This is a genomic window from Methylobacterium sp. OAE515 (assembly GCF_041806315.1).
Lineage (GTDB): Bacteria > Pseudomonadota > Alphaproteobacteria > Rhizobiales > Beijerinckiaceae > Methylobacterium > Methylobacterium tardum.
This window is the reverse complement of record NZ_JBGMUV010000001.1, coordinates 3,895,402-3,919,122: the sequence shown is the minus strand read 5'-3', so window position 1 is coordinate 3,919,122 and position 23,721 is coordinate 3,895,402. Positions and strand designations below refer to the sequence as shown.

Here is a 23,721-nt window from a genome sequence, read left to right as displayed (position 1 = left end):
GACCTCGTACTTGCATCCTATCGTCTGCTATGTGCACTGGCGGCAGTAAAGATGACGTCCGCTTCCATGCGCTGCCGCTCGGAAGCGGACCGGTTGAGATCCACCCTTCTCGGACGTACACTAAGGTGTGCAGCGGCCTCCCTCCACGCTACTCCGCTGCCTGACGTTTCGCCTGAGCGCCGGGCACGCCAAGACCGATGGCCTTCGCGAGCGCTGAACGCTGGGCGGCGTAGCCCGGCGCGGTCATCGGGTAATCCTCCGGCAGACCGTAGCGCTCGCGGTAGCGCTCCGGGGTCAGGCCGTGGGCGTTGAGGTGACGCTTCAGCGTCTTGTAGGATCGGCCGTCGATGAAGCTGGTCAGACCTTCGTCCCGGATCGACTTGCGAATTTGCACGGGTGTCGGGCGCTCGATCGCAGGCGCGGTCGCGGCAGGGATGCCGGCAACTGCTGCGGGCTTCTGAAGAGCCACCAGGCCCTCGTGGACCCGGCGCATCAGCCGGGGCAGATCGGCCGCGGCGACGGGCTGGCGGCTGACATAGGCCGCCACGATGCCGGCGGTGAGGTTGATGAAGTCTGGGGTGACGGACACGGGTGCTCTCCTGCGAGGGTGTTGTGGGCGGCCGGTTCGCGCGCCGGCCGGGCGCGTCAGCTCAGTGGACGTCTTCCTCCTGGTCGGCGGGGATCGGCACGACGAGGCCGACTTTGCGGGCGAGCTCGTCGCTGATCGGGATCCGGCCCCACACGGCCTGGCCGCGGCCCTGCGCCTCGGCCGCGAGCCTGGCCCGTTCGCGGAAGCGGTCGTTCACACGCGCCATGGACGCGCGCTCGGCGGAGATCTCCTCCTCCGTCTGTTCCGTGATTACGGACTCGCCCTGGATCCCGGGACGAACCTCGTTCCACCAGCGGCCGACGGCTCCGACGCGTTCGTCCTCGGTTGCGCCGGCCGTGTAAGGCTCGGCGTCGAGCACGCTGTCCAGGCGGGCGAGCTCCGTCTCGATCGGCAGCAGGATGTGCCGGCACTCGGCCACCACGTCGTGTGAGGAGGGCACGTCACTACCGTCCCAGAGGCAGCGCCAGCCGCCCTTGCCGAAGATCTTCCGCGCCTGCTCGACCGCCCAGATCGGCACGTCGGCGAGCGCCTCGTTGTAGAGGGCGAGCCGCAACCCGGCGGCCTTGGGGCTCAGGGTCCCGTACTCGCGGCTCGCCCCCAGGAGCAGGGTCAGCACGGCCGTCAACGCGGGGCCCGGTGTCGGGACGAGGCTCGCGCGCAAGGTATCCCGCCGCGCCTCAAGCCAGGCGCGCGCCTCACCGGCCGGCGCCTGCGAGGCGCGGATGCGCTTGCGCCGGAAGTCCGTCGGATGGTCCTCCACCCGGTTCACGTAGGCGCCCGTGAAGCGGTCCATCTCCGGCGTCATGACCGTTGGCGGAGATGGTAGGGCCAAGGCCGAAAGCGGCGAGGATGTCGGCAGGGTCATCGGGGACTCCCATCAGATCGGCGGCGAGGTCGAGCATGCCGTTGGTCGAACGGCGAGCTCGGGCGGGGTGGGGAGCGGTGCGGCGGGCCTCGCGGGCGGCGCGCTCGGCGGCCTCGCGCAGCGCGGTTTCGAGGATCCCGTCGAAGGCGAGCGCCCAGTCGGCCTTTCGGGCGATCGGGCGGTGCGCGTTGGCGAGCGACCAGCGGCGCATGGCGTCCGCCGTGGCCCGGACGAAGCGGCGGTCGAAGCCGGCGATCTCAGCGGCGGCGTAGTGGCGCTCCTCCGGCGCGAAGGTCTCCGGGCAGATGCACGCCCGAACCGGGGAAGACCGGAACGTCGAGGATCGAGAGGGGGAGACCTGGGGAGAGGGAGCCCCCTCGGGGGCCGTGGCCGCGTCAGCGGACGCGGGGGGTAGCGCCGAGTCCCGAGTCTCTCTCCTGGGGGATTCCCTTCTGATGGATTCCTTCTGGGGGATTCCTCTAGGGGTGACAGCAGTGTCACCCTCGGGGGTGACTGCGCTGACACACCCGGGGGTGACTGGATCGGACGGCGGTATGGGTGACTGTGTGTCACCCTCCCCTCGATTGGGGCGGCCGCTCGATCGAGGCGGCGACGGGTCGTTCGCCGCCGGCCGGGGCACCCCCGGCAGGTAGAGGATGAACAGGTTCTCCCGCTGCCGGCCCGTCTCCGCGTGGCGCTGTTCGACCCGCAGGATGCCGAGTTCTTCCAGGACGCGGATCTTGCGCTGGACGGTGCGGACCGACTGCGAGCACTTGCGCGCCAGCGTCTCGATCTTCGGCCAGGCCTGCCCGGTCTCGGCGTGGGCGTAGTCGGCGATCACGAAGGCGACGAGCTTGGCGATCCCGTCCGGGATGTCCGTCTTCATGACGTAGTGGATGGCCTCGATACTCATGGGCGGTCGGCCTTCGTGCGGGCAAAGCTGGAGCGCTTGGCCGCGAAGCCGGTCAGGCTTCGGGCACAGCAAAGTCCGGCGTCGGAATCGCTGGGTCAGCGCGACGTCGGGTCGGCAGTGCGGGCAGGCTCGCGAGCGGGCCGTCTGCACGACCCCGCCAAGAAGAGGCGTCTGGGATCGTGGGAACGGGCCTGCGGGTCGGGCGGGATGGCTCGGCCGGACCGGGCGGCATCAGTCCTTAAGCCGTCGCTGTAGTCCCGATGCAGGGCGCGCGAGGATCTTGTGCGGCCGGGCGCGGAGGACCGCGGGGCAAGGGCCAAAGCACGGTCGGGAGTCCAGCTGGAGTCCGAGTCTGGCGGGAGTCGGAGCCGCTCTGCGGCTTGCTCCCAGGCGCCACGCTAGGCGTCCGGTCCGGGCGGTGCTGACGGCATCGGCGGCGGTTCGCTCGCGGCAGCCAGGCGGGCTGATTCGCGCGTCAGCAGCTCGGCGTAGAGCCGGCGGCGCATCGGGGCTCCGAAGGAGCGGTAAGCCGCGATCTCGGGCGGGTAGACGAGCGCCAGAGCGGCGATCGCACGGGCCTCGGCGGCTTGTTGAGCCAAAACGACAGCGGGATCCGCACCGAAGCCGGTGTCCAGCTCTGTCAGGCGGGCCGCCGCGGCCGCGAGGCGTCCCGACGGCGCAGTGTCGAGCACGAACTCGGTGCGATCCAGCTCGTCGGCGAAGCGTCCCAAGCCGGCAAGGCGCTCCCGGCTGAATCCGCCCGCGAATCCGGGGCTGAGGCGGCGCAGCAGGCCAGCCCGCGCTGCAGTCGGCGGCGCGCCAGCGGCCGCGGCGAGCGGGGTGGCGGCGATCAGGCCCAGGAGCCGGCGGCGGTCCGGATTCGCGCTCATTCCGCCGCCTCGCTCATCGAGGTCGGGGCGGCGTAGAGATTCGTGAAGTTCGGCCGGGCGAGCCGCTGGAAGGCCTCGCCGTAGGGCGGATAGCTGCAGGCACGGACCAGGTCGTAGAAGCCCTCCGGCTTCTCGCTGTTCGCCCCCACCGTCCAATCGTGATCGGTCCGGATCGAGCGGGCGGCCGCGCGGGTGCGCAGCTCGCCGCGCACGGCGAAGATCACGTGCTCCGTCGTGTTCCGGAAGTAGCGGCCGAGCCCCAGGTCCGGCTTCGTCCAGGTTAGCAGCGTCTTGTGCTGGAATCCCCAGCCGGCGAGCAGGCCGAACGCGACCTGGAGCGTGTTGTTCGTCGCCCAGAGGTAGAGGTGGCAGTTCTCCTCGGCCCAGGATTCGACCGGGACCGCGGCGATCTCTGCGAGCGTCATGGTCGCGTAATCGTGCCCGGCGGCCTCGGAGATGTTGTCCTCCTGCCAGGGCGGATCGAGGACGAGGGTGCGGAAGCGGCCGTCGACCGGCGCGAGGTCCAGAATCCGGATCTCGTCGCGCATGCGCAGGAGCTTGGTGTGCGGGCCGTCGACCTTGCCCTTGACGTCCATCTCGGCGAGCAGCGGCCCGAACCGGTCCGGGTCGGCCGCGGCCGCCTCGCACACGTCCATGATCTTCCGGAGCTGCCGTCCGGAGATGTCGAACCGGCGCCCGATCGCGTCGAGCGTCAGGGAAGGCCGTGAAACTTTCACGAGCTTGAGGCCGCCCTTGCCGCCGGCCGCCATGCGCTCGCGGGCCGCCTCCTGCTCCTTGGCGAGGAGCGAGCGCGCCATCGTGTCGATCTCGCTGGGCACAAAACGCAACAGGCCGCGCATCAAGCTTCTCTGGAGGGCGGGCGGAGTACGAGTGGAAGCGGCGCGCGGGAGGGCGCGCCCGGGCGTCATGCCGGCGCGAATCCGGAGAAGAGGTCGGATGGCCGCGGGACAGGGGGCGCAACGGCGGCGATCGCCGGCACCTCGGGCGCAGCAGCCGCAGGCGCCGCGTAGCCGGCCTCCCACGGGAAACGCAGGGCTGGCGGGACGCAGGCTGCCGCGTAGTGGACGTCACCCGGGAATCCGCGCGAGGCGTCACGGCCGCAGCCGCACGCGCAGGGCGGAAGGTCAGGAATCGCCGGCTTGCTGCCGAGGCCTGTGAGCGGGGCGGCCACGTTCAAGCTCCGGGCGGGGGGTGAAGGTCGCTGTGCTGCCCGCGCGACCAGAGGCGGAGCAGCCACTCGCGCGGGCGCCAGATGCTCTCGGGCATCGCCGGATCCGCGACGTTCGCCAGGACGCCGAGGGTTTCTGGCAGCCACAGCGACCAGCTCTGCAGCCGACGGAGGCCGGCGGCGAGGAAGGAGCGCAGGATCTCGAAGTAGCCGCCCCACTTCATCGGCGGCCTCCCTCGATCTGCTGGCGCAGCCGGGCGATCTCCCGCTCGACCCGCTCACGCTCTTCCTGGCGCGCGGCCGCGATCAGGGCCGGCGGCGGATGGTCGAGGATCACGCACAGCACCTCGGAGCCGTAGGCGCCAACGAGCTGCGATAAGGATTCGAGGCTGGGCGCGGACCCACGATCGAGCCAGCGCGCGACCGTGGCCGGATAGATCCCGGTGTCGGCGGCGACGTTATCCGCCGTCTTGCTTGGGTGCTTGCGCCGGAGGAACGCCGACAGGCGCTCCGCAACAAGTGTTCGTTCTTCACCCACACCTGTCGCGTCATCCACCACAACTGTGGGTGACTTTCTGGGCGACTGTTTCATCGGCATCCTCGATGATCTGGTCATCGAGGATGGCCGGCCGAGAGGCCCGGTCGGGAAGAGCGAGGCGGTCATCGATCGTCCCTCGCGAGGAGGTCGACGAAGCGATGATCAAGATCACGCGCCAGGGCTGCCAGGCTGAGGAGCGCGTGAAGAGAAGCAGGGGCGGCGCGCATCATGCGGCCGCCCTTCTGCTGTCTCCCAGAAGGGGCCGGAGCCCGAAGGCTCCGGCCAAGTCTAGGGAGGAAACGCCCACTCGGGCAGGTGTACGGCTTGCACGGAGCGTGCCGGCCGAAACTCGTGCGCAAGCGCAGGCGGCGTGCCGAGCACGATGCTCGACAGCCCCGCCCCGCCCGCTACCATCGGAAGTGCGAAGACCGATGGAGCTTAAAACATGTCCGACGAAGCTACGCCGATCATCAGCATGCTCTCTGCTGAGATGGTCGAAGTTCGGGCGCCCGACGTCGGCGCAAAAATCCGCTTCGGGCTCTGGTGGGAGGGTCTGGACGCGTACTGCGAGATCGCGGTGCGGGTCCGCTGCCAATCCGTTGAGGAGGCAATCCCGCTGGCGAAGGAAGAGCTGCATCGGATCACAGCCCTCCTGGCGAAGTCAGGTGGGGCAGCTGATGCAGCGGCGAGCGCAGCAGAGGCACCGGCACCGTTCTTCCGGCCTTGGACACAGCCCGGCTCCGGTGAGCCGTCGTAGGTCGCAGTTCGCTGGAGGTGTGAGCGGAGCGCATCAGGCGGCAGCTCCCTCGGTGGGGGCGGCTTTGGCAGGCCGGGGCACGGAAGGTGGCCAAGCGACCTTGTCATCGGGCCAGTGGTCCGAGAGCCATTGCAGGCCGTCATGAAGTCGTTCCGACCGCATGTCGGCGCCGTCGCGAAGTCGGGAGATCGAGTCCCCCGATCCAAAAACCATCGTCGATACGCGCGCTTCCGACCGCCCTATGGCGTGCGCCAAGGCCTCGCTGACGGTCAGAAGTTGCTCGCGGAGTCTCATCGCGCTTCACGCTGCGCTAAGTCTAGCGCGGAGTCAACGCGAAAGGTAGCGCTCCTTGTTCACGGCACGGCGGGCTAAATTTTGCGCATGCCGACCGAGGCCGACAACGCAGTGCTCCAGCGCATCAAAGCGCGCCTAGACGAGCTCGGACTCACTGAGGCTGGCGCCGCGAAGGCGGCTGGCCTGGGCGCCTCAGCCATCAGAAACATCCGCGAGGGGAAGTCCCAGTCGCCGCGCCTGGACACTGTCCGCAAGCTTGCTCCGACTCTGCAAGTTTCTCCGGAGTGGCTCGCCTTCGGAGTGGAGGATGAGGCGCTCTTGAAAGCTCAGGCGGAAACCGCCGCGAGCGAACCCGGCCTCATTCCGGTTCTCGGGGAGGTTGCTGCGGGCCGATGGCTTGAGATCGACGAGTTCGTCGACGAGCCCCTCTATGAACCAGTGTCAGTCAGTCCGGACAAACGCTGGCCCGCCGAGCATCAGTACGGCCTGGTCGTGCGGGGCGAGTCGATCAACAAGTTCGCGCACGATGGCGACGTGCTGGTGTGCGTCTCCGCGATCCCGACCCGCTACCGCCCGAAAGACGGCGACCTGGTCATCGTCGAACTGCGCCGAAACGCCGGGTTGCTCCGCCAGCGGACAGCCAAGCGGTACCTGCGGACAGAGGCGCACATCGAGCTTTGGCCCGACTCCGATCACGAGCGCTGGCAAAAGCCGATCATCATTCCAAAAGGGCTGACGCCGCTTGAGTTCTTCCTGGAGGAAGAAGGCGGGGGCATCGAGGCCGAGATCGTCGCCTTCGTCGTCAGTGCTGTACGGCCGGTTCAGCGGTGGAGGCGGCCATAAGCGCGCCTGCGACCTTCACCGGCGATCTTCGCCGGTCGTTATGCTTGGCGACGGCGCTGACCGGCTCGTGGGGCAATTATGCGGCACACGCGCAAAGCCACGCTGACCAGTTGGCCGTCTACGCTAGGACCCTCTCAACAACGACGTTCGCGGAGCAGGCCTGCTCCGGGTTCCGTGCCCGCGCACCGAAGCTCGCCCAGATGCGTGAGCGGGCCCAGATCACCGATGCCGAGGACTCAGTGATCGCGGACCGGATGCGAGAGAGCACCGCCGCAGTGACCGCGGCCTATGAGCGGACGGGGAAGGACGCGTGGTGCGCCGACGCCTACCGCTTGTTCGGGCCGGACGGCTTGCTGGTGAAGGGTGCGATGGAGAGAAAGCCATGACTGCGCTCGCGCCCTTCCGCCCCGACAAGGCCGCCAACGTCCAGTTCGGTGAGCTCCACACCGACTTCATCCTGCCGATCTGCCTGCCGGATCCCGAGCTCCAGGTCGGGGATGTTCTCGCCGTCTTAGTGGTGACCACCGTGGAAGGACAGCGCGTGGGCGTACCGATCGGGGTGAATGCGCTGGAGCACCTGAAGGGGATCGTGGAGGCGGGTCTGCGGGTGGCGCGAGCTGGGGAGCGGGACGCGACGCAGTGATCTGCCTGGCCGCTCCCAATATGCCGTTTCGAGATCGAGGAAATAACGATGGCCGGCGGCACCGCGATACCTCACGCATTTGGAGGTGCATGGACCGAGATCAAACTCGATGCGGTATCGTATTACCTAGAATGCTACACTAAAGCGCTGTCTAATACTTCCTTTGACTTATGGTACATCGACGCATTTGCAGGGACGGGAAGCCGGGAAGCCGAGAAAGAGATCGGCGGCCTGTTCGAGGGGCGGCCCAGGGAAACGGTGATCGAAACGCTTGCTGGGTCGGCCCGCCGAGCTCTGGCGATTGTCCCACCATTTCACGACTTCGTCTTCATCGAGAAATCCCGGGTCCGACGCGAGGCGCTCGAGCAGGTGCGAGCCGAGCATGCAGACAAGCGCATCGAGATCGTGCCCGGCGATGCCAACGCAGCCCTGTGTGAGCTGGTGCGTTTACCGCGCTGGCGGCGGGGTACAGCAGGTCCCGTGCGCGGGGTCGTCTTCCTTGATCCCTACTCGCTCCAAGTTGATTGGGCGACGCTCGAAGCCCTGGCTGCCACACAAGCGCTTGACGTTTGGTACCTGTTCCCCTTGCGCGACGTGACCCGACAGCTCGCATTGGACTTCAGGGGCATCGGTCCGAAGGAAGAAATGCTCGATCGCGTCCTCGGGCGGGAGTGGCGCGAGCTTTACAAACTTGATGACGGGCCGAAGGTGGCGACGCTGCCTGGCTTCGATCTCTTCGCAGACAAGGAGGAAATGAAGCGAGAAGCCAAGTACAAGCAGATCGAGGCGTGGTTCCGCGGTCGGCTGCAATCCATCTTTCCGTACGTATCGGAACCGTTGCCAATCAACACGGCTCCGACTCGGCAGGCATTTTCGTTGTTCCTCGCCGTATCTAATCCAAAATCTGCGGCGACAGATCTCGCCGCGAAGTTCGAGCGGTATGCTACAAGGCAGAATAGGCCCGCGGCATCTCGTCGAAAGTCTGGCCTCTAAAAAGGCGGCCGGTCTTTTTCTTGTTTGGCCCACCCCATTGCTTGAAGAAGAAGGCTGTGTCGTGCTCACGGCACAGCCCCTCTATTTCTTCCACCCAAGTTTGCTCAATCGCCCTAGAGCGCGGGCCGCTCTCACCGCCCACGATCGCCCAATCAATCCCAGCGAGGTCAGCCTCGGCAACAGAGCCGAGTAGTGGCTCGAACGATACAAAGCGGACAGCTGCGGGCGTCGCGCGCAGATGGTCGAGGCGCTCGAGTACCGGCGCGTCTTCGACGCTCGTGCCGAGCCACACATTTCTAAGGATTTCAAACGGAGCGGCAGACAGGACCTCGCGCATGCGCTCCGGACGCTTCGTAAGAATTTGGTAGGTGTGCTGGGGCGTCGCGGCCATCGCGGCCCAAACGCGCGCTATGAATTCCGCCGGCACCTTTTCATGAAAAAGGTCGCTCATCGAGTTCACGAAGACGAGCCGTCGGCCGCGCCATGTCGCCGGCTGGCAAAGCGACTTCTCATCAAGTGTGATTTGCCCGGTCCAAACTGATCGACCACCGCTTTTTCGCGTGAGGCCGGCGTATTTCGGCTGGCCCATGAGCTCAAGACGGGCGGCCATCCGCATGGCGTAGCAGTTGGTGCAGCCAGCGGTGATCACCGTACATCCGGCTACAGGGTTCCAGGTGGTGTCGGTCCACTCGATTGTCGTCTCGGCCATGGTAGCCTCCGGTGCACGTCAATCTTAGCCTTAGCCATGCGCCCTGTCCGTGACACTGGGGGCACGCAGGTGCAGCGCGCTTTGTGCGAACTAGCAGTTATGCCTTCAGAACGGCAGCTGATCCGCCAACCCAACCGGCACCTTCCCGAAGATCGCCAGCGTGACTGGCTCCGAGCCTACGATAGCGCTTGCGGGTGCAGCGACCGCGCGCCCCTGAACCGAACAGGCAGCAGCGGGCAGCCGTCATGCCCCCTCCGATGGGCCAACGTGATCTGGACCGGCTGGCCGTATCGGCTCGTCGTCATCACTTGGCCATGGCACTCCGGACAGCGCTTCGGCACCGAGCGATGGTGCGTGTATGCCTCGGTCGCCGTCACGCACGTCCACGCGCCCTCGACTTTGACTTCGCAGGTCTCGTGATCAGATTTGGCCATGCGCAAGACTGGCATCAAGTGTAGAGACTGGCGAGTGCAGTGCGAGCACAGTTAGAACGGCAGCTGATCCGCCAGCCCCGGCGGCACCTTCCCGAAGATCGCCAGCGTGACCGGCTCCGAGCCGTCGTCGTAGTCCGGATCTACGACCGTGCGGGTGAAGGCGGCTGCGCCGATCGCACGGCCGAGGCGAACCATCTCTTCGGCGACCTTGCACGCCTCAGCGACGCACTTGCACTCGATGTAGCGGCCCAAGGCGAGCTTGCCCTTGAGCAGGATGAACAGCTGCACTCCGTGGGCGATGATCGGCTTCAAGGGCATGGGCGCTCCTCAACTCTGCGTTGCCAGATCGAAGCGCGGGATTAAGAACAAAGCAAGAACGTGTCGCGCTGCTGTGGATGGATGTGGAAAACCGATCGCGCTTTTTTTAGCGCAAGTGGATTGACGCGCTAATTCTAGCGCGCATAATCGCTCCATCGCCATATGCGACGGAGCCGCCCCAGTGCTCACCGCCAACCTCAATCATCAGTCCGCGCAGTCTCTCCCACGCGACACCCATATCGGCCGCCCTCGTGCCGACGGCTCCCTCACCCCCGGCACCGTCCTCGGTCCCGCCTTCGGTGAGGGCTTCTACTGTGCCGAGCTGAGAGGCGTGGCTGGTCCCGTGATTGTCTGCCTCCACGTCAGCGAGGTCCTGGTCGATCCCGTGTTCGTGGATCTCCAGGCGGCGGCCGTGGCGCTGCGGGCGCTGGACGAGCGGGCGGCTGCCGCCGCTCGGCCGCGCCGCGTCGTGGGGGCGTTCTGATGTCCGCCCGCCCGCAGAACGTCTCCGGTGAACGCGCCGAGGCCGAGCGCACCTTCCACCGCGGCCTGACCTTCCTCACCGGCGTCGCGCAGGGGATGGAGGACCGCCAGGGCCTCGACACACAGGCGAATGCCCGCAAGCTCGCCGAGGCGATGGAGGCCGGCATCGGCCAGCTCGTCACCGCGCGCCGCCTGCTGCTCCAGCGCGCGGGGGTGCTGTGATGCGCGCGCTGCGGATGAACTTCCCCGGGCGCGTCCGCGAGGCGGCGTTGGAGCGCGCCCAGGCCCGCTGCGAGCACGTCGACGCCGACGGCAACCGCTGCCCCTGCGCCCTCCACCCGGGCCACTACGAGTTCGCCCACATTGTCGCTGACCGCATGGGCGGTCGCCCGTCCCTCGACAACTGCGCCGTCTGGTGCACGCCCTGTCACCGCGCCGCGTACGCCGCCGATGCGGCGAAGATCGCCCAGCAGCGCCGCCTCGAGAAGCGCGAGCGCGGCACCAAGGCGCCGTCCCGCCCGATGCCGGGCTCGACCTTCTTCAGGACCTCCCGCGGCCTCGACGGGCTGGTGCGCGATCGCGCCACCGGCGCCGTCCTCTCCCGCCGCGGCTCGATCGACGTGAGGGACCTATGAGCTCCAGTGTGCCGTCACGCTCGGTCGAGGTCTTTGCCCTCCAGTGCTTCCTGCAGCACGGCTCGCACGCGTTCGGCGGCATGCTGGAAAGCCGCATTCGCTGGGGTGTCGAGCCGGCCCGTTTCAGCGGTCGCGACAGCCTCCGGGATGCTCCGCTCCAGTCCGCGGAGGAAATCTCGCCCTTCGTCCCCCGCCTGAACGAGGTGGCCCTGGGCGAGCGTCAAGAAGGCTTGCCGCAGAAGCTCGAAATCCAGATCGCGCCCGTCGTGCATATCATCTCCACCTGCGTTGCCGGTGCGGCTTTGTTCAGCAGTCGCCGGGCTGGCTCGCTGGGGATCGAAGACCGAAGCCCGGCTCAGGCCGTTGGCAGGTTGCGGCATCGGTTGATCCGACTGCAAACCGCATGCGCTCGGCCAGGTTCCGGGGGCTTCTGCCCCGGCTTGCGCGACGTGCGGGGTCAGTGATGGCTGTTCGCACCCGCCGCCAGCCCGCGCCCGACCCGGCCCACGTCGTCGCTCCGGCCCGGCCCGAGTTTGGCGCCTACCGGCTGGACGATCTCGGCTTCTGCCGCTGCAAGTTCCCCTCCGCCATGGTGCGGGGCGAGCATCGCTTCTGCGGCAAGCCGACGACGATCGATGCGTCCAACCGGCACGGCTCCTGGTGCGATGAGCACCGGGCGGTCGTGTTCACGCCCCGGCCGGTCCTGACGGTGCGCAAGGCGGGGAGGGCCTGACATGCCCCACGCCAAGGAGCATCCGCTCGCCGGCCGTTGCGTCGTCCCCGACGCGATGACGGGCGCCAGCATCTACATCGTCGATTGGCTCGACCGCCTGCCGGGTGGCCTCGCCCTGCTGCACCCGGATCATCGCGTCGCCCGCGCCTTCCGGCGCCGCGTGGCCGTCCTCGACCTGCACGCGTCGGGCGCGGTCCTCGCTCGCACCACCGCCGGCCTCACGCTCGTCCATCACGCCGAGCTGCCGTCTTACGATCTCGTGCCTGTGGGGGTGATCTCGTGAGCCGTCCCGCCGCTTTCTTCGGCGAGCTCGCCGACATCCGCTTCCAGCGTGCCGACCGCACGCTTCGCGCCGAAATCGCGTTGCCGATCCAGGCGTTCGACGCCTTCCGCGCCCGCATCGGTTTCCCGCCGGCGGCCGCCAGCCACGGAGCGCCCGAGGCCGCGCCGGCGGTGGCGCTCCTTCCGTGCCGCAGGTTGCGCCATCCGGACCAAGAGGCGGACGCACTCGCCGACGCCGCGCTTACGCTCCTCGAGGAGCTGATCGCGTCCGGAGATCTCCGCTTCGACGTCCGCCGTGCCCGCCGCGTCGAGGCGCTGGCCAACGCCGTCCCCTTCCAGCCGCTGCACGTCGTCGAGGAGCGCTGATGCTGCGCCAGGGCACCCCACCGCGTGAGTTCCCCGATGCCGAGGCCATGCAGGCGCACTACCGCGCCCTGCAGGCACGCCTCTGGTCACCGCGCAGGATCGAGCCAACCCGCGAGGCGACTCGCACCCACGCCCTCGTTGATGCCCAGCGAGCGTGCGAGCAGCGCGAAGCCGAGGTGCGCCGGCAGGCAGAGCTCGAAGCCGTCGCGGAGATGGACGAGCTCGTCTTCCAGGTCCTCGATCCGGAGCAACTCGCCCGCGAGCCCAGGCGCATCATCGCCCAAGTCGCGGTGGCCTTCGGGCTGACCCACGCGGACGTCGTCGGGCCCAGCCGCACGGCACCGGTGCTGCGCGCGCGTCTGGCCGCGATCGCCGCTGTGCGTGAGGCCCATCCGGACTGGTCGCTTCCTCGCCTCGGCCGAGCGTTCGGCGGCCGCGACCACACCACCATGCTGCACGCACTACGGAAGATCAAACGCGTGGGCGTCCCGCAGCTTCCGGCTGGGAGCGAACCCGCATGAAGCCCGTCACCGCTTCGCTCGCCTGCGTCACGGTGATCCTCGTCCTCTCCATTGTCCTGGCGCTTGTGCTCATCTCGGTTCTGGACGCCGAGCTGCGACGGTCGACAGCTCGGAAGACGGTTGCCAACGACAACGAGCGTGCTTCTGCGCCCAGGCCTCAGAGGAGGGCCGGATGAGCACGATTGTCAGCTCTTTGTCGGAGTTCCGGAGCCACAAGCCTCAGACGAAGTGCGGCGGCAGGATCAGGAACTGCGCGTGCACGATCGGGCTGAATGCTATGACGACCGTCACGACGGCGTCCACGAAGCGGTTGGTCAACGTAACTGGCTTTGTCATCGAGTGCCCCCTCGATCCGGTGGCCGGCGAGCGGCTCCGTTGCGACGGGCTTATGGTTAAGCCTCGTTTCGACCTGATTGCTTCGATTGTTGCGTCGGCGATGTCGCAGCTGCGCTCTGCCTCGGCGAGCCGAGAGGGGGCGGCGTCATGAGGGCGCGCGCTTCAACGAGCCGCTACTCGCCCATCCGGTCTGTGAGAGGCATGCGGCGCGGCCCTCAAGGACTTTGCGCTGCTTCGATACTGTTTCGCCATCGCTGCGATCAAAAGTACCGCCGCCCCGACAAAAAGGGCGACCGCCAGCCACAGCAAGATCTTAGAAGCAAGATCGATCATCTGTTATTGCTAGGCAATCTGTCTTACTTGCGGATTTCAGAACGGTTTCAATTGAAACATTGGTCGGTCGAAATTCCGGTCACGACGGTCCGCCGCTTAAGTAACTTGGCGCACGCCGACCTCCACCCCCTCTTCGCGGACCAAGCCACGAGACCGATGGCATGATCGCGCCCCTCAGCATCGACAGCTTTGCGGGCAGTGCGGGCTCATTTGGAGATGTGCCGTCCGAGCTGCCGGATCACCACAGCGGCGAGCACATACCAAGCGCCGGGATGCAACACCTCCGCGATGTTCCAGATGAGCGAGCCACCTGTGGCTGGCGGCAGTCTGACGATCGCGCCGACGACCAGCCAGATGCCGAGTACGCCGAGAGCAGAGGCTGTCGCGAGAGCGGCGATGCGGATGAACTCGAGTGGCTCCATAACCCCGCATCTGAACTGACTTCGCACTTCTGCCCAGTGCGACACGGCAACGGAGCCACAGGCCCCTCCAGCGCTCACGCGGCGAACGCGACACCAACCTTCCGACCGTTGCGCCATATCACGCTGCACGCTTTGTCGACGTGCAGGGACGACGCAATCAGGCGGAACGTCCCCGGCAGCGCCACATCTGGATTGATCTCCAGCAGCGCACCATGGTCACAAACGTTCCAGACGAGGCAGTCCAGTGGTGGTAAACGCTCGCCGAAAAAGATACCGCCCATTTTAAAGGCATCCCTGCGGCGAGACCTTCTTCGCTCTACAAACATTGCCGAACCGAAGCCTCGAACAAGACGGAACGCCTGCATTCATTATGCAGGCGCAAGTTACCGAATTGTGGTGACCCACTCTATAGACTGGGGGAATAATTACTTCGAGCTGCGCGACGCCTGGTGCCGTACCGCTGTCCGCCCACTCAATGCGGGCGAGCTCAACGGCATGCCAGAAGTGCGCCCGTGAAGCCCGCAACGGCCCCGATCGGCGTCGCAGAAGATGCCCTCGGCTTCCTGGTGAGCCTGCCGCGCCAGTTCTGGCTCGTGGTCGGCCTGCGCAAGACGTTCCCGCGGCTGCGGGCGGCGACCGAGGCCTGGACGTACTTGGTGCCGCCCGGCCGCGACGTCGCCGCGCGGATCGAGGGTTGGATCGCCGAGGTCGAGCTGCAGGTCCGTGCTGAGGCCCGCCGCCGATCCTGGACCGCGACGGACGCCGAGTGGAACGGTGCCGGCGAGCCGGAGGCGCCGCGGCCTGTTGCGGCTGAGCCGGCGATCGTCGTCCTGCCGAAGAAGCGCACCGCCAAGCCCGTGCTGCAGCTGCTCGCCGATCTCGCCGGCGGAGCGGTGATGGTGGCCACCGTCAGCCCGGATGGCGTGCGCGGCTATCGCCTAGCGCCATCGGGTCGGCACGTCCGCACGGCCGTGGCCGATCGCGCGATCGCCCTACGCCTGATCGTGCCCGGCAATGACGGTCTGTTCGGGCCCGAGTGGTCGCAGACCTGGCGCGCGCCAACTCCGGAGGAAGTCGCGGCCGTCAAACCGAAGAAGTCCCGGAAGCCGAAGCCTGCTCCGCCGACCCGAGCCCACCGCTCCACCCCGCAGCCTCAGGAGGCCAGCCCATGACGTCGCCGTCCATGATCCATGCCGCCCGCCGCGCGCCCGACGCCCTCGACCATGTCATCCGCATGGTGCGCGTCATTCAGGAACGGACGACCGGGCCAGAGGAGGCCTGCACCATCGTCCACCTGTTCCAGGCAGGCTTCACCGAGGCACAGGTCGCCGCCTACCGCGATCCCGCTCGCGCGCTGATGCAGGGTCTTCCGACGGGCCTGCGTCACTGCCCGCCCGGGCGTCTGGCAGCAAAGCTCGCGCTAAAACGTGTGCCGGAGATCCGCGCGGCTTTCGCCCAGCGCCAGGCAGCGACTCGATCCATCTGGTCGGCGCCACGAGTCGCGGAGCGCGCGACGGTGGAGGCCGCCTCGTGAAGACCGGCCTCATCATCCTCCGCGCCGACGGCACCCGCGAGGACCGCACCGTCGACATGACCGGCGATCCCGGCCTCGCCGAGCTGCGGGATGTGCTGGAACCGATCCTGGTCGGCCGGCCCGAGCACGTGGCCGTGCTTCACGAGGGCCGGCGCACCGACATGTTCGTCCACGAGGACGGGTACGGCGAGGGCCTGCCCTGCAACGACGCAGCGACCGCGATCTACCGGGCCTCCTGGATGCAGCGGCATCCGGAGACGAACCCGAACGCCCTTCCCTGGATCGCCGGCGACGCCGTGATCTTTGACCGCACCGTGTGGAGCTGACGCGCCATGGCTTGCGACTGTATCGCCACGATGAACACCGCTCTGGCGGAGCGGAACACCGAGATCCAACCAACGATCATCTTCGGCACGGAAGAACGTCCGGGCTTCACCTGCGTGACGATCGTCACGGAGAAGATCAAGGCGCGTGGTCCACGGGCGGCCGTCCCGCTCCCGAGCTACTGCCAGTTCTGCGGGACGGCGTACGCGTTCACGGACGCGGATGCCGGCGCCGGTGGCTCGCACGGGCAGGTGGCGGCATGACCGCCGGCCTGTCCACCGCAGGCGACGTCTCCTCGGCCGAGGGCGTCGCTGCCGACGAGCTGAAGCAATTCATCGAGCGCCTGGAGCGCCTCGAGGAGGAGAAGGCCGGCATCATGAGCGACATCAAGGAGGTGTTCGCCGAGCTGAAGGGCCGCGGCTTCGACGCGAAGGCCGTGCGGACGATCCTGCGGGTCCGCAAGCAGGACCACAGCGAGCGCCAGGAGCAGGACGCGATCCTGGAGCTCTACATGCAAGCTCTGGGGATGGTGTGATGGGCTCTCTTCGCCTCGTCCCACCCGATGGCGCCGACTGGACCATCGACGCCGTGAGCACGCCAGACGGCGTCGAGCTCGCGATCGCCTTCACGTTGCAGGGCACGCCCATCACCGCCCGCTTCGTCATAGACCGCCCGGATGCGCGCAAGCTCTCCGATGATCTCCGCGCGGCCGCCGGCGACGGCACGATGCGCACCTTCCCGAAGCCGGTTTCAGGGGGCTGAGATGACCACGCCTCGCGCGACAAAGCCCGGCCGCCCTGCCCTCACCTTCGACGATCTGCCGCTCTTCGCTGCCGATCGCGATATCGCCGAGGCCGTCGTCGGGCCGGACGAGGCCGACAAGCGCGCCTGGTGCGCAAGCGTCGCCTCGCTGGAGGCCTGCGGCTTCCCCACCCCCGCGAAGCTCTACGGCAAGCGCTACGTGCCGGCCGTTCGGGCATTCTACGATCGGCAGTATGGTCCCGTCGGCCGCGCGCCCACCGACTCACCTGGGCAGCAGGAGCCCCGAACGGGATGGACAAGCCCAAGATCAAGGCGCCGGGCCTGAAGTTCCGGCCGCGCAGCGGCGGCTGGGCGGCGTACTGGATCCCCTCCCCCGAGGCTGTGAGCCGCGGCTACCCGAGCGGCACAGTGCCGCTCACGCGCTATCTCGCCACGCCTGAGCTGTTGGCTGACCAATGTCAGCGCCTGCAGAACGATATGCTCGCCTGGCTCGACGGCCTGCGGCGCGATCCCCTCGCCTTCGACGGCACGATCGGCAGCGTCCTGCGCATCTACCAGAGCCACGAAGAGTCGCCGTTCCATGGGCTGAAGCCGGCATCGCGCCGCCCGTACCTGCATTACCTTCGCCGCCTCGAGGCGGAGATCGGCGATGTGCGCGTTGACGCCGCGACGGGTCTCCACGTGAAGCGGTGGCACGCCGGCTGGTCCGAGGCGGGCGCCAAGCCAGCGGCGGGACAGACACGGGTCGCGGTGCTGAAATCCGCCCTCACCTTCTGCATCGTCGCCGGCCACCGCTCCTGTCGCACCTTGCGCGACGACATCCGCGAGCTGCGGCTGCCGGTGCCGCGACCCCGCAGCATGTACGCCACGGTCGACCAAGTGCGGAACGCAATCGCCGCCGCACACGCGATGGGCCGGCCGTCGCTGGCCCTCTGCTACGCCGTCCAGTTCGAGACGGCGCTCCGGCAGTGGGATGCTGCCGGGCAGTGGTACCCGCTCGCGGATCCGACGATCTGCCCGGTGGTCTACGGCCAGCACAAATGGGCCGGCCTCGAATGGCGCCACATCGGCGAGGACCTGGTGCTGCGCTACACCCCTTCGAAGACCCGGGCGAGCAGCGGCGCCGAGGTGGTGATCGACCTCCGGCTGTGCCCCATGGTGTTGGAGGAGATGGCGCGGATACCGGACGAGGCGCGCTCCGGACCGCTGATCGTCAACGAGGCAACCAAGCTACCATTCACGGATCAGCAGTTTCTCTCAGCTTGGAAGCGGGTCCGCGAGGCGGCCGGGCTGCCGCCTGAGCTCTGGAGCCGCGATCTGCGCGCATCCGCTATCACGGAGGGCCGTGGCGCCGGTGCGTTCACCGATGATGCCGCCAAGGTCGCCGGCCACACGAAGTCGCGTACCACGGCCGACGTCTACGATCGCGAGCGCCTGGAGGCGCACCGCCGGTTCGCCACTGCCCGCCTCGGCCGGCGCACCCCAAAATTAGAGGGCTGAACGCTCCGGGAACGTCACGAGGAACGACCTGGGAATGCCGCCCGTAAGATGTTGAAGGGTAAATAAAATCTGAACGTCATTGTTAAGGCCCCCTTAACCATGTCCGATCAAGCTCCTGTTGACGGATGGGCCTTTCAGCGCCCGCGCAGGGGATGGGTCGGATGGCCGAGGCGGCACGGCGTTATCAGCAGGCAGGCAGCTCTGACCTCGTGCGCCGCCTGATGGCCCGGCCGGTGCGGCTGGAGCAGCAGGCTCGGACCCGGCTGCCCCTGCCCGGCCGCGGGGCGCGCCCCTCCGACGAGTCCGTCGAGGATTATGCCGACGACCTCTCGGTCGACGCCGACGAGGCCGACGAGATCGCCCGGCTCGAGACCGAGCTGCAGGTGATGAAGGCCGTGCTCCGCGCTCAGCGGCAAGAGGTCGAGGCGCTGCGGGCTCAGCGCCAGCTCCTTACGGATTCCGCCCCGACCGACGACGTCCGCGCGACCCGGGAGCGCTGGGCGGCCCTCGTCGACACGCTCCTGATCCGCGCCCGCTGATCCGTCACCAGGGCATGCGGGGGAGAGCCATGGGGGCGCGCTGCTCGCTCGTCGTCAACGGCCGGTCGGTGCGCGTCTCGACCGGCGATACGCCGCTGGAGGCGGCGCTCGCCGAGGGCATGATCGCGCCGCTCCCGTCGCTGCACGGCACGCTGCTCGCCGGCCAGGGGGCCGTGGCGCCCTCCGGCCGCCGCCCGCCCGCCCGCCGCGCCCGTGCCGAGGCCCTGCGGCCTGCCCTGCCCGGCGCCCCGATCCCGGGCCAGGAGGAGGCCGCGGCGGCGCCCGTCACCCTCCGCAAGGGCACGGTCACCGAGATCCGCCGGCTCAGCCCCGGCATCGTCGAGGTCGTGACGACCCTGACCAAGCGCCTGACCGGCGAGCCCGGCCACCAGACCCTCGTGACCTTCGCGGGCATGCCCGCCATGACCCTGTCCCCGACCCTGCGGGTCGACGGTGCGGCCGAGATCAACGAGGCGGTGTTCCACATCCCCCGCGACCCCGAGGGCGACCCGGTCGACGCGATCCGGCTCGACCAGCCCGTACGGCTGAAGGGTCCCGTGGGCCGGGGCCAGTACCGCCCCGGGGGCGGACGCCTCGTGCTAGTGGCGGCCGGCGCCGGCTTCGGCCCGATCTGGGCGATCGCCCGGGCGGCCCGCTACGTCGAGCCCGCCCGCGAGGTGGCGCTGGCGGTCGGCGCCCGCGACGCCCTCGACCTCTACATGCGCGAGAGCCTGGACTGGCTGCGCCGCACCGGCGTCGCCCGGATCGTGCTCTGCGCCGATCGCGGGCGCCAGCGGCCGCCGGACGTGCGCTCCGGCCCGCTCACCGCCCACCTGCCGAGCCTGCGCGCCACCGACGTCGTCCACGTGGCCGGCGACGTCTCGACGGTGGGCGCCGTGCAGGTGCTCGCCGCCACGGTGGGGGCGCGCTGCTACCCGATCGTGATCGACTGACGGTCACGACGGCGCACGGCCCGCGGGGGGATTCCGCCTCGACGCGGGCGGGATCGGCTGATACCCGCGCCCGGACATCCACCCTGACCGTGAGCCGAGCGGATTTCGCGTCCCGATGTTCCGCGTCCTCTGCCTCGGCTACAGCGTCACCGAACTGCCGGGCTATGTCGAGCGGGCCAATGCCCACGCGGAGGCCGAGGGCCGGCCGGTCACGTTCCTGCGGTGCGGATGGGGCGGCCACTCGCTGCCCACCCTCGCCTGCCTGATCGACGAGATCCTGGACGCGACGCCCTGCGATCACGTCCTCCTGGAACTGTTCACCGGCAACGTCCGCTACTTCGACGGCGCAACGATGCGGGCCTATCTCGACGACATCCTCGCGGCGACCGCCCGGCGCGGCCTGCCGGTCGCCTTCCTCAACCTCCACCAGGGCGGCGTCGATTACCGGGCCGAGCCCGTCGCCGGCCTGCTCGCGGAGTACCGCGCCCTCTACGGGATCCCGTCTCTCGACATCGCCGCCCCGGTGGCGGCGGCGGGGGCGGGGGACATCACCTATCTCCTGAAGGACGGCACCCACGTCACGCCGGCCGGGGCCGAGCTCTACGGCACCCTGGTCTACAGCTTCCTGCGCGCACCGCCCCCGGGCCGCGCCTATATCGACCGGTTCCGCCTGCTGCCCGGCCGGTTCGAAGCCCTGCCCCTGCGCACCCTCCCCGGCCTGACCTGCGGGTTCGAATCGCTGCGCAACGGCATCTTGCTGAAGTTCCTGGAGGTTCCGGAGGATGGCCGCGCCGAGATCCCGCTCGGGCGCCCCCGGGACGTGATCGGCCTGCTCGTGACCTACGGGCCGCAGATGGGCACGCTGACGGTCGAGGATCCGGCGACCGGACGGGCGCGCGCGATCCTCGCCTACGACGCGTTCTCCTACTACACGCGCTCGGTCTTCCGCAGCGTCAGGTTCCCGGCGGCCCGGTCCCTCCGGATCGCGCAGTCGGCGGACCTGCCGGACATCCCCCTGCGCAAGGGCGAGCCCGACCGGGGGCCGCGGCTCGGGCGCGTGTCGCACGTGTTCTGCCGGCGCAGGCTCGGGCTCGCCGCGCGCGCCGTGCTCCTGCGCCACCGGCTCCGGCGCGCTCTGCGCCGCGCGGGGCTGCGGCTCAAGGGACGCTGATGGGGGCGTGCCCCGCGCGCGCCGGGACGCTCAGCCCAGCCGGACCCGCCAGATCTCCTCGGCGTATTCGCGCATCGCCCGGTCGGAGGAGAACCACGCCATCCGGGCGGTGTTGCGGATCGCCATCGCCCACCAGCCGCGCGGATCGCGCCACGCGGCGTCGATCGACCGCTGGACCCGCCAGTAATCGTCGAAATCGGCGGTGAGCAGGTACTGGTCGTGCTGGCGCAGGTCGTCGGTGAGCGGCCGGAACCGGCCCGGCTCCTCCGGCGAGAACCGCCCCGAGGCGATCATGTCGAGGGCCGCGGCGAGACGCGGGGAGGCGTGGATCGCGCGGGCCGCGTAGTCCGGCTCGGCCTGCCGGGCGCGGACCCCGTCGGCCTCCAGGCCGAAGATGAAGATGTTGTCCGCCCCGACATGGTCGCGGATCTCGATGTTGGCGCCGTCGAGGGTGCCCACCGTGAGCGCGCCGTTGAGGGCGAACTTCATGTTGCCGGTGCCCGAGGCCTCCATGCCGGCGGTGGAGATCTGCTCGGACAGGTCCGCGGCCGGGATGATCGACTCGGCGAGGCTCACCGAATAGTTCGGCAGGAACACCACCTTCAGCCGGCCCGCGACCTCGGGATCGTCGTTGACCGCCTTGGCGACGTCGCAGGCGAGCTTGATGATCAGCTTGGCCCGGACGTAGCTCGGCGCCGCCTTGCCGGCGAAGATCTTCACCCGGGGCGTCCAGTCCCGGTGCGGCTCGGCCTTGATCGCTTGGTAGAGCGCCACGGTCTCGATCACGTTCAGGAGCTGGCGCTTGTACTCGTGGATGCGCTTGACCTGGACGTCGAACAGCGCGTCCGGATCGACGTCGATGCCGGTGCGGTCGGCGATGAGGGCAGCGAGCGCCTCCTTGCGCTCCCGGCGCACCGCCGCGTAGCGCGCCACGAAGGCCGGATCCTGCGCGTGGGCCTCGAGGCCCCGGAGCAACTCGGGATCGTCGAGCACGCCCGCCCCCACCGTCTCCACGGCGAGCCGGGTCAGGCCCGGATTGGCGTTGTGGAACCAGCGGCGGAAGGTGATGCCGTTGGTCTTGTTGACGATCTTGTCGGGATCCAGCGCGTGCAGGTCGGAAAAGACCGTGGAGCGCATCAGGTCGGTGTGCAGGGCCGAGACGCCGTTGACCCGGCGCGCGCCGTGGAAGGCGAGGTGCCCCATCCGCACTCGCCGCCCGTGCGACTCGTCGATCAGCGAGATCGACGCGAGGTAGGCGGCATCCTGACGGCCGTGCTTGGCCTGCTCCTCCAGGTGCATCCAGTTGATCAGGTAGATGATCTGCATGTGGCGCGGCAGCAGCCGCTCCATCAGCTCCACCGGCCAGGTCTCCAGCGCCTCGGGCAGGAGGGTGTGGTTCGTGTAGTGCAGCGTGTGGGTGGTGACGTACCACGCATCCTCCCAGGAGAGGCCCTGGACGTCGAGCAGGATGCGCATCAGCTCCGGTACCGCGATCGCCGGGTGCGTGTCGTTGAGCTGGATCGCCGCGTGGTCCGGCAGGGACCGGACGTCGCCGCGCTCGGCCACGTGGCGGGCCACCAGATCTTGGATCGAGGCCGCGGTGAAGAAGTATTCCTGGCGCAGGCGCAGCTCCTGGCCCTCGGCCGAGGAATCGCTCGGATAGAGCACCCGCGAGATCGCCTCGGCGCGCATCCGCGCCGCGACCGCTCCGACATGGTCGCCGCCGTTGAAGCGGGCGAGGTCGATCGGCTCGCCGGCCTCGGCCTTCCACAGGCGCAGGCCGTTGACGTGGCGCCCGCGCCAGCCGACCACCGGCACGTCGTGGGCCACCGCCCGCACGGTCTCGGCCGGCTGCCAGTGGCGCCGGATCACCCCCTCCTCCGGCGAGGACAGCGTGACGGTGCCGCCGAAGCCGATCGTGTAGGTCGCCTCGGGCCGGGCGAATTCCCAGGGGTTGCCCTCGGCGAGCCACGTCTCCGGCGCCTCGCGCTGCCAGCCATCCTCGAAGGACTGGCGGAACAGGCCGTGGTCGTAGCGGATGCCGTAGCCCATCGCCGGGATGCCGATGCTGGCCATGCTCTCCATGAAGCAGGCGGCGAGCCGCCCGAGGCCGCCATTGCCCAGCGCCGCGTCGGGCTCGGCCTCCTGCACGGCGTCGAGATCGACCCCGAGTTCCCGCAGCGCCGCCCGGGTGGTCTCGGTGAGGCCGAGATTGTTCAGCGCGTCCGACATCAGCCGGCCGATCAGGAATTCCAGCGACAGGTAGTAGACGCGCTTGTTCGGCACGCCGCGCTCCGAGGCGAGCGCCGCCGCCACGACCCGCTCGCGCAGGGCCAGCGCGGTCGCGGCGAACCAGTCGCGCGGGCGTGCGGTCTCCGGCGTGCGGCCGAGGGTGAAGGTGAGCTTGGCGCGGATCGCTTCCCGCAGATCGACCACGGCATCGCCGCTTGCGGAGAGCGCCGGGACGGTCCAAGGAGCAGGCGCCGGCGCCTCCGGAGCGCGCTCGTCGCGCGAGGCGTCCTGTGGCGCGGGTCGGATCAGAACATCGTTCAACACGTGCGGGTCCCCCAAAAGTCAGTCCCCGGATTCTGGCGCCGGGAGGATCGTGGGCGGATTATCTCTCTTGATGGATTGCCGCCGCATGAACGGCGGGCGATCCGTGCCCCGAAGCGTCCGACCGTGCGGTCGGCTTCCGGCGAAGTCGTGGCAGCGCCGCTGCGGCGGAGCGCACGGGCACGCAGCAGCACATATGGCGCGCCGCCGTGACATTCCAGTCACACGCGCCGGATAAGCCCGGGCCGCATCCGCCGCCGGTCGCGGGCGCGCGGCTC

At 68.8% G+C, this 23,721-nt stretch carries 37 protein-coding genes; 24 read left to right on the top strand and 13 right to left on the bottom strand.

Going from position 1 to position 23,721, the window contains the following annotated elements; genetic code table 11:
* Positions 1-148: 148 nt before the first annotated feature.
* The 7 genes from ABIE45_RS19100 to ABIE45_RS19070 form a co-directional block, all read right to left on the bottom strand.
* Complete coding sequence (locus ABIE45_RS19100; protein ID WP_192709459.1) at positions 149-589, bottom strand: MucR family transcriptional regulator; 441 nt, start codon at positions 587-589, stop codon at positions 149-151.
* Positions 590-650: 61 nt separating this feature from the next.
* Positions 651-1,403, bottom strand: coding sequence for a hypothetical protein (locus ABIE45_RS19095; RefSeq protein WP_192709458.1), 753 nt, complete (start codon positions 1,401-1,403; stop codon positions 651-653).
* Positions 1,306-2,388 carry a helix-turn-helix domain-containing protein gene (locus tag ABIE45_RS19090; RefSeq protein WP_192709457.1) on the bottom strand — a complete coding sequence of 361 codons (1,083 nt, stop codon included), beginning with the start codon at positions 2,386-2,388 and terminating at the stop codon, positions 1,306-1,308. Before ABIE45_RS19090 ends, ABIE45_RS19095 begins: the two co-directional genes overlap by 98 nt.
* Positions 2,389-2,786: 398 nt before the next feature.
* Positions 2,787-3,278, bottom strand: coding sequence for a hypothetical protein (locus ABIE45_RS19085; protein WP_192709456.1), 492 nt, complete (start codon positions 3,276-3,278; stop codon positions 2,787-2,789).
* A complete protein-coding gene (locus ABIE45_RS19080) occupies positions 3,275-4,138 on the bottom strand; it encodes an MT-A70 family methyltransferase (RefSeq protein WP_373622471.1) in 864 nt (287 codons plus the stop codon). Before ABIE45_RS19080 ends, ABIE45_RS19085 begins: the two co-directional genes overlap by 4 nt.
* 334 nt (positions 4,139-4,472) lie before the next feature.
* Positions 4,473-4,691 carry a hypothetical protein gene (locus ABIE45_RS19075; RefSeq protein ID WP_192709455.1) on the bottom strand — a complete coding sequence of 73 codons (219 nt, stop codon included), beginning with the start codon at positions 4,689-4,691 and terminating at the stop codon, positions 4,473-4,475.
* The gene (locus ABIE45_RS19070; RefSeq protein WP_192709454.1) at positions 4,688-5,059 is read right to left on the bottom strand and encodes a hypothetical protein; all 372 of its coding nucleotides are present in this window, start codon (positions 5,057-5,059) and stop codon (positions 4,688-4,690) included. The genes ABIE45_RS19075 and ABIE45_RS19070 overlap by 4 nt, the downstream gene beginning before the upstream one ends.
* A gap of 391 nt (positions 5,060-5,450) precedes the next feature.
* Here ABIE45_RS19070 and ABIE45_RS19065 point away from each other — a divergent pair, with 391 nt between their 5' ends.
* The 5 genes from ABIE45_RS19065 (at position 5,451) to tcmP (ending at position 8,535) form a co-directional block, all read left to right on the top strand.
* A complete protein-coding gene (locus ABIE45_RS19065) occupies positions 5,451-5,762 on the top strand; it encodes a hypothetical protein (RefSeq protein ID WP_192709453.1) in 312 nt (103 codons plus the stop codon).
* 381 nt (positions 5,763-6,143) lie between these two features.
* Positions 6,144-6,899 carry a helix-turn-helix domain-containing protein gene (locus tag ABIE45_RS19060; protein ID WP_192709452.1) on the top strand — a complete coding sequence of 252 codons (756 nt, stop codon included), beginning with the start codon at positions 6,144-6,146 and terminating at the stop codon, positions 6,897-6,899.
* 44 nt (positions 6,900-6,943) lie between these two features.
* Complete coding sequence (locus ABIE45_RS19055) at positions 6,944-7,285, top strand: hypothetical protein (RefSeq protein WP_192709451.1); 342 nt, start codon at positions 6,944-6,946, stop codon at positions 7,283-7,285.
* Entirely contained in the window at positions 7,282-7,542 is a 261-nt protein-coding gene (locus ABIE45_RS19050) for a hypothetical protein (protein ID WP_192709450.1), read from the top strand. The genes ABIE45_RS19055 and ABIE45_RS19050 overlap by 4 nt, the downstream gene beginning before the upstream one ends.
* Positions 7,543-7,590: 48 nt before the next feature.
* Positions 7,591-8,535 (top strand): three-Cys-motif partner protein TcmP, encoded by a 945-nt coding sequence (gene tcmP, locus ABIE45_RS19045; RefSeq protein WP_192709449.1) that lies wholly within the window; start codon positions 7,591-7,593, stop codon positions 8,533-8,535.
* Here the strand turns inward: tcmP and ABIE45_RS19040 are convergent.
* A complete protein-coding gene (locus ABIE45_RS19040) occupies positions 8,486-9,244 on the bottom strand; it encodes a DUF5131 family protein (RefSeq protein ID WP_192709448.1) in 759 nt (252 codons plus the stop codon). The genes tcmP and ABIE45_RS19040 overlap by 50 nt on opposite strands.
* 485 nt (positions 9,245-9,729) lie before the next feature.
* Positions 9,730-9,996 (bottom strand): hypothetical protein, encoded by a 267-nt coding sequence (locus tag ABIE45_RS19035; RefSeq protein WP_192709447.1) that lies wholly within the window; start codon positions 9,994-9,996, stop codon positions 9,730-9,732.
* 181 nt (positions 9,997-10,177) lie between these two features.
* Here ABIE45_RS19035 and ABIE45_RS19030 point away from each other — a divergent pair, with 181 nt between their 5' ends.
* From ABIE45_RS19030 to ABIE45_RS19020, 3 genes are read left to right on the top strand one after another with little or no spacing between them, the layout of a single operon-like run.
* Positions 10,178-10,480, top strand: a complete 303-nt coding sequence (locus ABIE45_RS19030; RefSeq protein ID WP_192709446.1) for a hypothetical protein — start codon at positions 10,178-10,180, stop codon at positions 10,478-10,480.
* The gene (locus ABIE45_RS19025; RefSeq protein ID WP_192709445.1) at positions 10,480-10,701 is read left to right on the top strand and encodes a hypothetical protein; all 222 of its coding nucleotides are present in this window, start codon (positions 10,480-10,482) and stop codon (positions 10,699-10,701) included. The genes ABIE45_RS19030 and ABIE45_RS19025 overlap by 1 nt, the downstream gene beginning before the upstream one ends.
* Complete coding sequence (locus tag ABIE45_RS19020; RefSeq protein WP_192709444.1) at positions 10,701-11,114, top strand: HNH endonuclease signature motif containing protein; 414 nt, start codon at positions 10,701-10,703, stop codon at positions 11,112-11,114. Before ABIE45_RS19025 ends, ABIE45_RS19020 begins: the two co-directional genes overlap by 1 nt.
* A 14-nt stretch (positions 11,115-11,128) precedes the next feature.
* Here ABIE45_RS19020 and ABIE45_RS19015 read toward each other — a convergent pair whose 3' ends face one another.
* On the bottom strand, positions 11,129-11,494 hold the full coding sequence (locus ABIE45_RS19015; protein ID WP_192709443.1) for a hypothetical protein: 366 nt from the start codon (positions 11,492-11,494) through the stop codon (positions 11,129-11,131).
* Positions 11,495-11,577: 83 nt separating this feature from the next.
* Between ABIE45_RS19015 and ABIE45_RS19010 the strand changes: the two genes are divergently transcribed.
* The 5 genes from ABIE45_RS19010 to ABIE45_RS18990 are packed head-to-tail and all read left to right on the top strand — an operon-like array spanning position 11,578 to position 13,192.
* Positions 11,578-11,847, top strand: coding sequence for a hypothetical protein (locus ABIE45_RS19010; RefSeq protein ID WP_192709442.1), 270 nt, complete (start codon positions 11,578-11,580; stop codon positions 11,845-11,847).
* Position 11,848: 1 nt separating this feature from the next.
* On the top strand, positions 11,849-12,130 hold the full coding sequence (locus ABIE45_RS19005; protein ID WP_192709441.1) for a hypothetical protein: 282 nt from the start codon (positions 11,849-11,851) through the stop codon (positions 12,128-12,130).
* Positions 12,127-12,495, top strand: a complete 369-nt coding sequence (locus tag ABIE45_RS19000) for a hypothetical protein (RefSeq protein WP_192709440.1) — start codon at positions 12,127-12,129, stop codon at positions 12,493-12,495. Before ABIE45_RS19005 ends, ABIE45_RS19000 begins: the two co-directional genes overlap by 4 nt.
* Positions 12,495-13,016: a helix-turn-helix domain-containing protein gene (locus tag ABIE45_RS18995; RefSeq protein WP_192709439.1), complete on the top strand. Its 522-nt coding sequence runs from the start codon at positions 12,495-12,497 to the stop codon at positions 13,014-13,016. Before ABIE45_RS19000 ends, ABIE45_RS18995 begins: the two co-directional genes overlap by 1 nt.
* Positions 13,013-13,192 (top strand): hypothetical protein, encoded by a 180-nt coding sequence (locus ABIE45_RS18990; RefSeq protein WP_192709438.1) that lies wholly within the window; start codon positions 13,013-13,015, stop codon positions 13,190-13,192. Before ABIE45_RS18995 ends, ABIE45_RS18990 begins: the two co-directional genes overlap by 4 nt.
* 699 nt (positions 13,193-13,891) lie before the next feature.
* Here ABIE45_RS18990 and ABIE45_RS18985 read toward each other — a convergent pair.
* Both ABIE45_RS18985 and ABIE45_RS18980 read right to left on the bottom strand, forming a co-directional pair.
* A complete protein-coding gene (locus ABIE45_RS18985) occupies positions 13,892-14,107 on the bottom strand; it encodes a hypothetical protein (protein ID WP_192709437.1) in 216 nt (71 codons plus the stop codon).
* A gap of 74 nt (positions 14,108-14,181) precedes the next feature.
* Positions 14,182-14,388 (bottom strand): pilus assembly protein PilZ, encoded by a 207-nt coding sequence (locus ABIE45_RS18980; protein WP_373622468.1) that lies wholly within the window; start codon positions 14,386-14,388, stop codon positions 14,182-14,184.
* 231 nt (positions 14,389-14,619) lie between these two features.
* Between ABIE45_RS18980 and ABIE45_RS18975 the strand changes: the two genes are divergently transcribed.
* The 11 genes from ABIE45_RS18975 (at position 14,620) to ABIE45_RS18925 (ending at position 20,890) form a co-directional block, all read left to right on the top strand.
* A complete protein-coding gene (locus tag ABIE45_RS18975; RefSeq protein WP_192709436.1) occupies positions 14,620-15,279 on the top strand; it encodes a hypothetical protein in 660 nt (219 codons plus the stop codon).
* On the top strand, positions 15,276-15,641 hold the full coding sequence (locus ABIE45_RS18970; protein ID WP_192709435.1) for a hypothetical protein: 366 nt from the start codon (positions 15,276-15,278) through the stop codon (positions 15,639-15,641). Before ABIE45_RS18975 ends, ABIE45_RS18970 begins: the two co-directional genes overlap by 4 nt.
* Complete coding sequence (locus ABIE45_RS18965; RefSeq protein ID WP_192709434.1) at positions 15,638-15,967, top strand: hypothetical protein; 330 nt, start codon at positions 15,638-15,640, stop codon at positions 15,965-15,967. Before ABIE45_RS18970 ends, ABIE45_RS18965 begins: the two co-directional genes overlap by 4 nt.
* A gap of 6 nt (positions 15,968-15,973) precedes the next feature.
* The gene (locus tag ABIE45_RS18960; RefSeq protein ID WP_192709433.1) at positions 15,974-16,228 is read left to right on the top strand and encodes a hypothetical protein; all 255 of its coding nucleotides are present in this window, start codon (positions 15,974-15,976) and stop codon (positions 16,226-16,228) included.
* A complete protein-coding gene (locus ABIE45_RS18955; RefSeq protein WP_192709432.1) occupies positions 16,225-16,500 on the top strand; it encodes a DUF2312 domain-containing protein in 276 nt (91 codons plus the stop codon). Before ABIE45_RS18960 ends, ABIE45_RS18955 begins: the two co-directional genes overlap by 4 nt.
* Positions 16,500-16,727, top strand: a complete 228-nt coding sequence (locus ABIE45_RS18950) for a hypothetical protein (RefSeq protein WP_192709431.1) — start codon at positions 16,500-16,502, stop codon at positions 16,725-16,727. Before ABIE45_RS18955 ends, ABIE45_RS18950 begins: the two co-directional genes overlap by 1 nt.
* 1 nt (position 16,728) lies before the next feature.
* Complete coding sequence (locus tag ABIE45_RS18945) at positions 16,729-17,052, top strand: hypothetical protein (RefSeq protein ID WP_192709430.1); 324 nt, start codon at positions 16,729-16,731, stop codon at positions 17,050-17,052.
* Positions 17,019-18,227, top strand: coding sequence for an integrase (locus tag ABIE45_RS18940; protein WP_192709429.1), 1,209 nt, complete (start codon positions 17,019-17,021; stop codon positions 18,225-18,227). The genes ABIE45_RS18945 and ABIE45_RS18940 overlap by 34 nt, the downstream gene beginning before the upstream one ends.
* Before the next feature lie 161 nt (positions 18,228-18,388).
* The gene (locus ABIE45_RS18935; RefSeq protein ID WP_192709428.1) at positions 18,389-18,766 is read left to right on the top strand and encodes a hypothetical protein; all 378 of its coding nucleotides are present in this window, start codon (positions 18,389-18,391) and stop codon (positions 18,764-18,766) included.
* Between the two features lie 29 nt (positions 18,767-18,795).
* A complete protein-coding gene (locus ABIE45_RS18930; RefSeq protein WP_192709427.1) occupies positions 18,796-19,719 on the top strand; it encodes a ferredoxin--NAD(+) reductase in 924 nt (307 codons plus the stop codon).
* A 115-nt stretch (positions 19,720-19,834) separates the two neighbouring features.
* Positions 19,835-20,890 carry a hypothetical protein gene (locus ABIE45_RS18925; protein WP_192709426.1) on the top strand — a complete coding sequence of 352 codons (1,056 nt, stop codon included), beginning with the start codon at positions 19,835-19,837 and terminating at the stop codon, positions 20,888-20,890.
* A 30-nt stretch (positions 20,891-20,920) separates the two neighbouring features.
* On the opposite strand, the gene ABIE45_RS18920 is transcribed toward ABIE45_RS18925, so the two are convergent.
* Positions 20,921-23,446, bottom strand: a complete 2,526-nt coding sequence (locus ABIE45_RS18920; protein WP_192709425.1) for a glycogen/starch/alpha-glucan phosphorylase — start codon at positions 23,444-23,446, stop codon at positions 20,921-20,923.
* Between the last annotated feature and the right edge of the window lie 275 nt (positions 23,447-23,721).

What these genes read in the sequence shown, in the direction of transcription:
- ABIE45_RS19095 (WP_192709458.1), bottom strand. Translation starts at nt 1,403, where the DNA reads ATGGACCGCTTCACGGGCGCCTACGTGAACCGGGTGGAGGACCATCCG.
- ABIE45_RS19090 (WP_192709457.1), bottom strand. Translation starts at nt 2,388, where the DNA reads ATGAGTATCGAGGCCATCCACTACGTCATGAAGACGGACATCCCGGAC.
- ABIE45_RS19085 (WP_192709456.1), bottom strand. Translation starts at nt 3,278, where the DNA reads ATGAGCGCGAATCCGGACCGCCGCCGGCTCCTGGGCCTGATCGCCGCC.
- ABIE45_RS19080 (WP_373622471.1), bottom strand. Translation starts at nt 4,138, where the DNA reads ATGCGCGGCCTGTTGCGTTTTGTGCCCAGCGAGATCGACACGATGGCG.
- ABIE45_RS19075 (WP_192709455.1), bottom strand. Translation starts at nt 4,691, where the DNA reads ATGAAGTGGGGCGGCTACTTCGAGATCCTGCGCTCCTTCCTCGCCGCC.
- ABIE45_RS19070 (WP_192709454.1), bottom strand. Translation starts at nt 5,059, where the DNA reads ATGAAACAGTCGCCCAGAAAGTCACCCACAGTTGTGGTGGATGACGCG.
- ABIE45_RS19065 (WP_192709453.1), top strand. Translation starts at nt 5,451, where the DNA reads ATGTCCGACGAAGCTACGCCGATCATCAGCATGCTCTCTGCTGAGATG.
- ABIE45_RS19060 (WP_192709452.1), top strand. Translation starts at nt 6,144, where the DNA reads ATGCCGACCGAGGCCGACAACGCAGTGCTCCAGCGCATCAAAGCGCGC.
- ABIE45_RS19050 (WP_192709450.1), top strand. Translation starts at nt 7,282, where the DNA reads ATGACTGCGCTCGCGCCCTTCCGCCCCGACAAGGCCGCCAACGTCCAG.
- tcmP (WP_192709449.1), top strand. Translation starts at nt 7,591, where the DNA reads ATGGCCGGCGGCACCGCGATACCTCACGCATTTGGAGGTGCATGGACC.
- ABIE45_RS19040 (WP_192709448.1), bottom strand. Translation starts at nt 9,244, where the DNA reads ATGGCCGAGACGACAATCGAGTGGACCGACACCACCTGGAACCCTGTA.
- ABIE45_RS19035 (WP_192709447.1), bottom strand. Translation starts at nt 9,996, where the DNA reads ATGCCCTTGAAGCCGATCATCGCCCACGGAGTGCAGCTGTTCATCCTG.
- ABIE45_RS19025 (WP_192709445.1), top strand. Translation starts at nt 10,480, where the DNA reads ATGTCCGCCCGCCCGCAGAACGTCTCCGGTGAACGCGCCGAGGCCGAG.
- ABIE45_RS19020 (WP_192709444.1), top strand. Translation starts at nt 10,701, where the DNA reads ATGCGCGCGCTGCGGATGAACTTCCCCGGGCGCGTCCGCGAGGCGGCG.
- ABIE45_RS19015 (WP_192709443.1), bottom strand. Translation starts at nt 11,494, where the DNA reads ATGCCGCAACCTGCCAACGGCCTGAGCCGGGCTTCGGTCTTCGATCCC.
- ABIE45_RS19010 (WP_192709442.1), top strand. Translation starts at nt 11,578, where the DNA reads ATGGCTGTTCGCACCCGCCGCCAGCCCGCGCCCGACCCGGCCCACGTC.
- ABIE45_RS19005 (WP_192709441.1), top strand. Translation starts at nt 11,849, where the DNA reads ATGCCCCACGCCAAGGAGCATCCGCTCGCCGGCCGTTGCGTCGTCCCC.
- ABIE45_RS18995 (WP_192709439.1), top strand. Translation starts at nt 12,495, where the DNA reads ATGCTGCGCCAGGGCACCCCACCGCGTGAGTTCCCCGATGCCGAGGCC.
- ABIE45_RS18990 (WP_192709438.1), top strand. Translation starts at nt 13,013, where the DNA reads ATGAAGCCCGTCACCGCTTCGCTCGCCTGCGTCACGGTGATCCTCGTC.
- ABIE45_RS18985 (WP_192709437.1), bottom strand. Translation starts at nt 14,107, where the DNA reads ATGGAGCCACTCGAGTTCATCCGCATCGCCGCTCTCGCGACAGCCTCT.
- ABIE45_RS18980 (WP_373622468.1), bottom strand. Translation starts at nt 14,388, where the DNA reads ATGGGCGGTATCTTTTTCGGCGAGCGTTTACCACCACTGGACTGCCTC.
- ABIE45_RS18970 (WP_192709435.1), top strand. Translation starts at nt 15,276, where the DNA reads ATGACGTCGCCGTCCATGATCCATGCCGCCCGCCGCGCGCCCGACGCC.
- ABIE45_RS18960 (WP_192709433.1), top strand. Translation starts at nt 15,974, where the DNA reads ATGGCTTGCGACTGTATCGCCACGATGAACACCGCTCTGGCGGAGCGG.
- ABIE45_RS18955 (WP_192709432.1), top strand. Translation starts at nt 16,225, where the DNA reads ATGACCGCCGGCCTGTCCACCGCAGGCGACGTCTCCTCGGCCGAGGGC.
- ABIE45_RS18950 (WP_192709431.1), top strand. Translation starts at nt 16,500, where the DNA reads ATGGGCTCTCTTCGCCTCGTCCCACCCGATGGCGCCGACTGGACCATC.
- ABIE45_RS18945 (WP_192709430.1), top strand. Translation starts at nt 16,729, where the DNA reads ATGACCACGCCTCGCGCGACAAAGCCCGGCCGCCCTGCCCTCACCTTC.
- ABIE45_RS18940 (WP_192709429.1), top strand. Translation starts at nt 17,019, where the DNA reads ATGGACAAGCCCAAGATCAAGGCGCCGGGCCTGAAGTTCCGGCCGCGC.
- ABIE45_RS18935 (WP_192709428.1), top strand. Translation starts at nt 18,389, where the DNA reads ATGGCCGAGGCGGCACGGCGTTATCAGCAGGCAGGCAGCTCTGACCTC.
- ABIE45_RS18930 (WP_192709427.1), top strand. Translation starts at nt 18,796, where the DNA reads ATGGGGGCGCGCTGCTCGCTCGTCGTCAACGGCCGGTCGGTGCGCGTC.
- ABIE45_RS18925 (WP_192709426.1), top strand. Translation starts at nt 19,835, where the DNA reads ATGTTCCGCGTCCTCTGCCTCGGCTACAGCGTCACCGAACTGCCGGGC.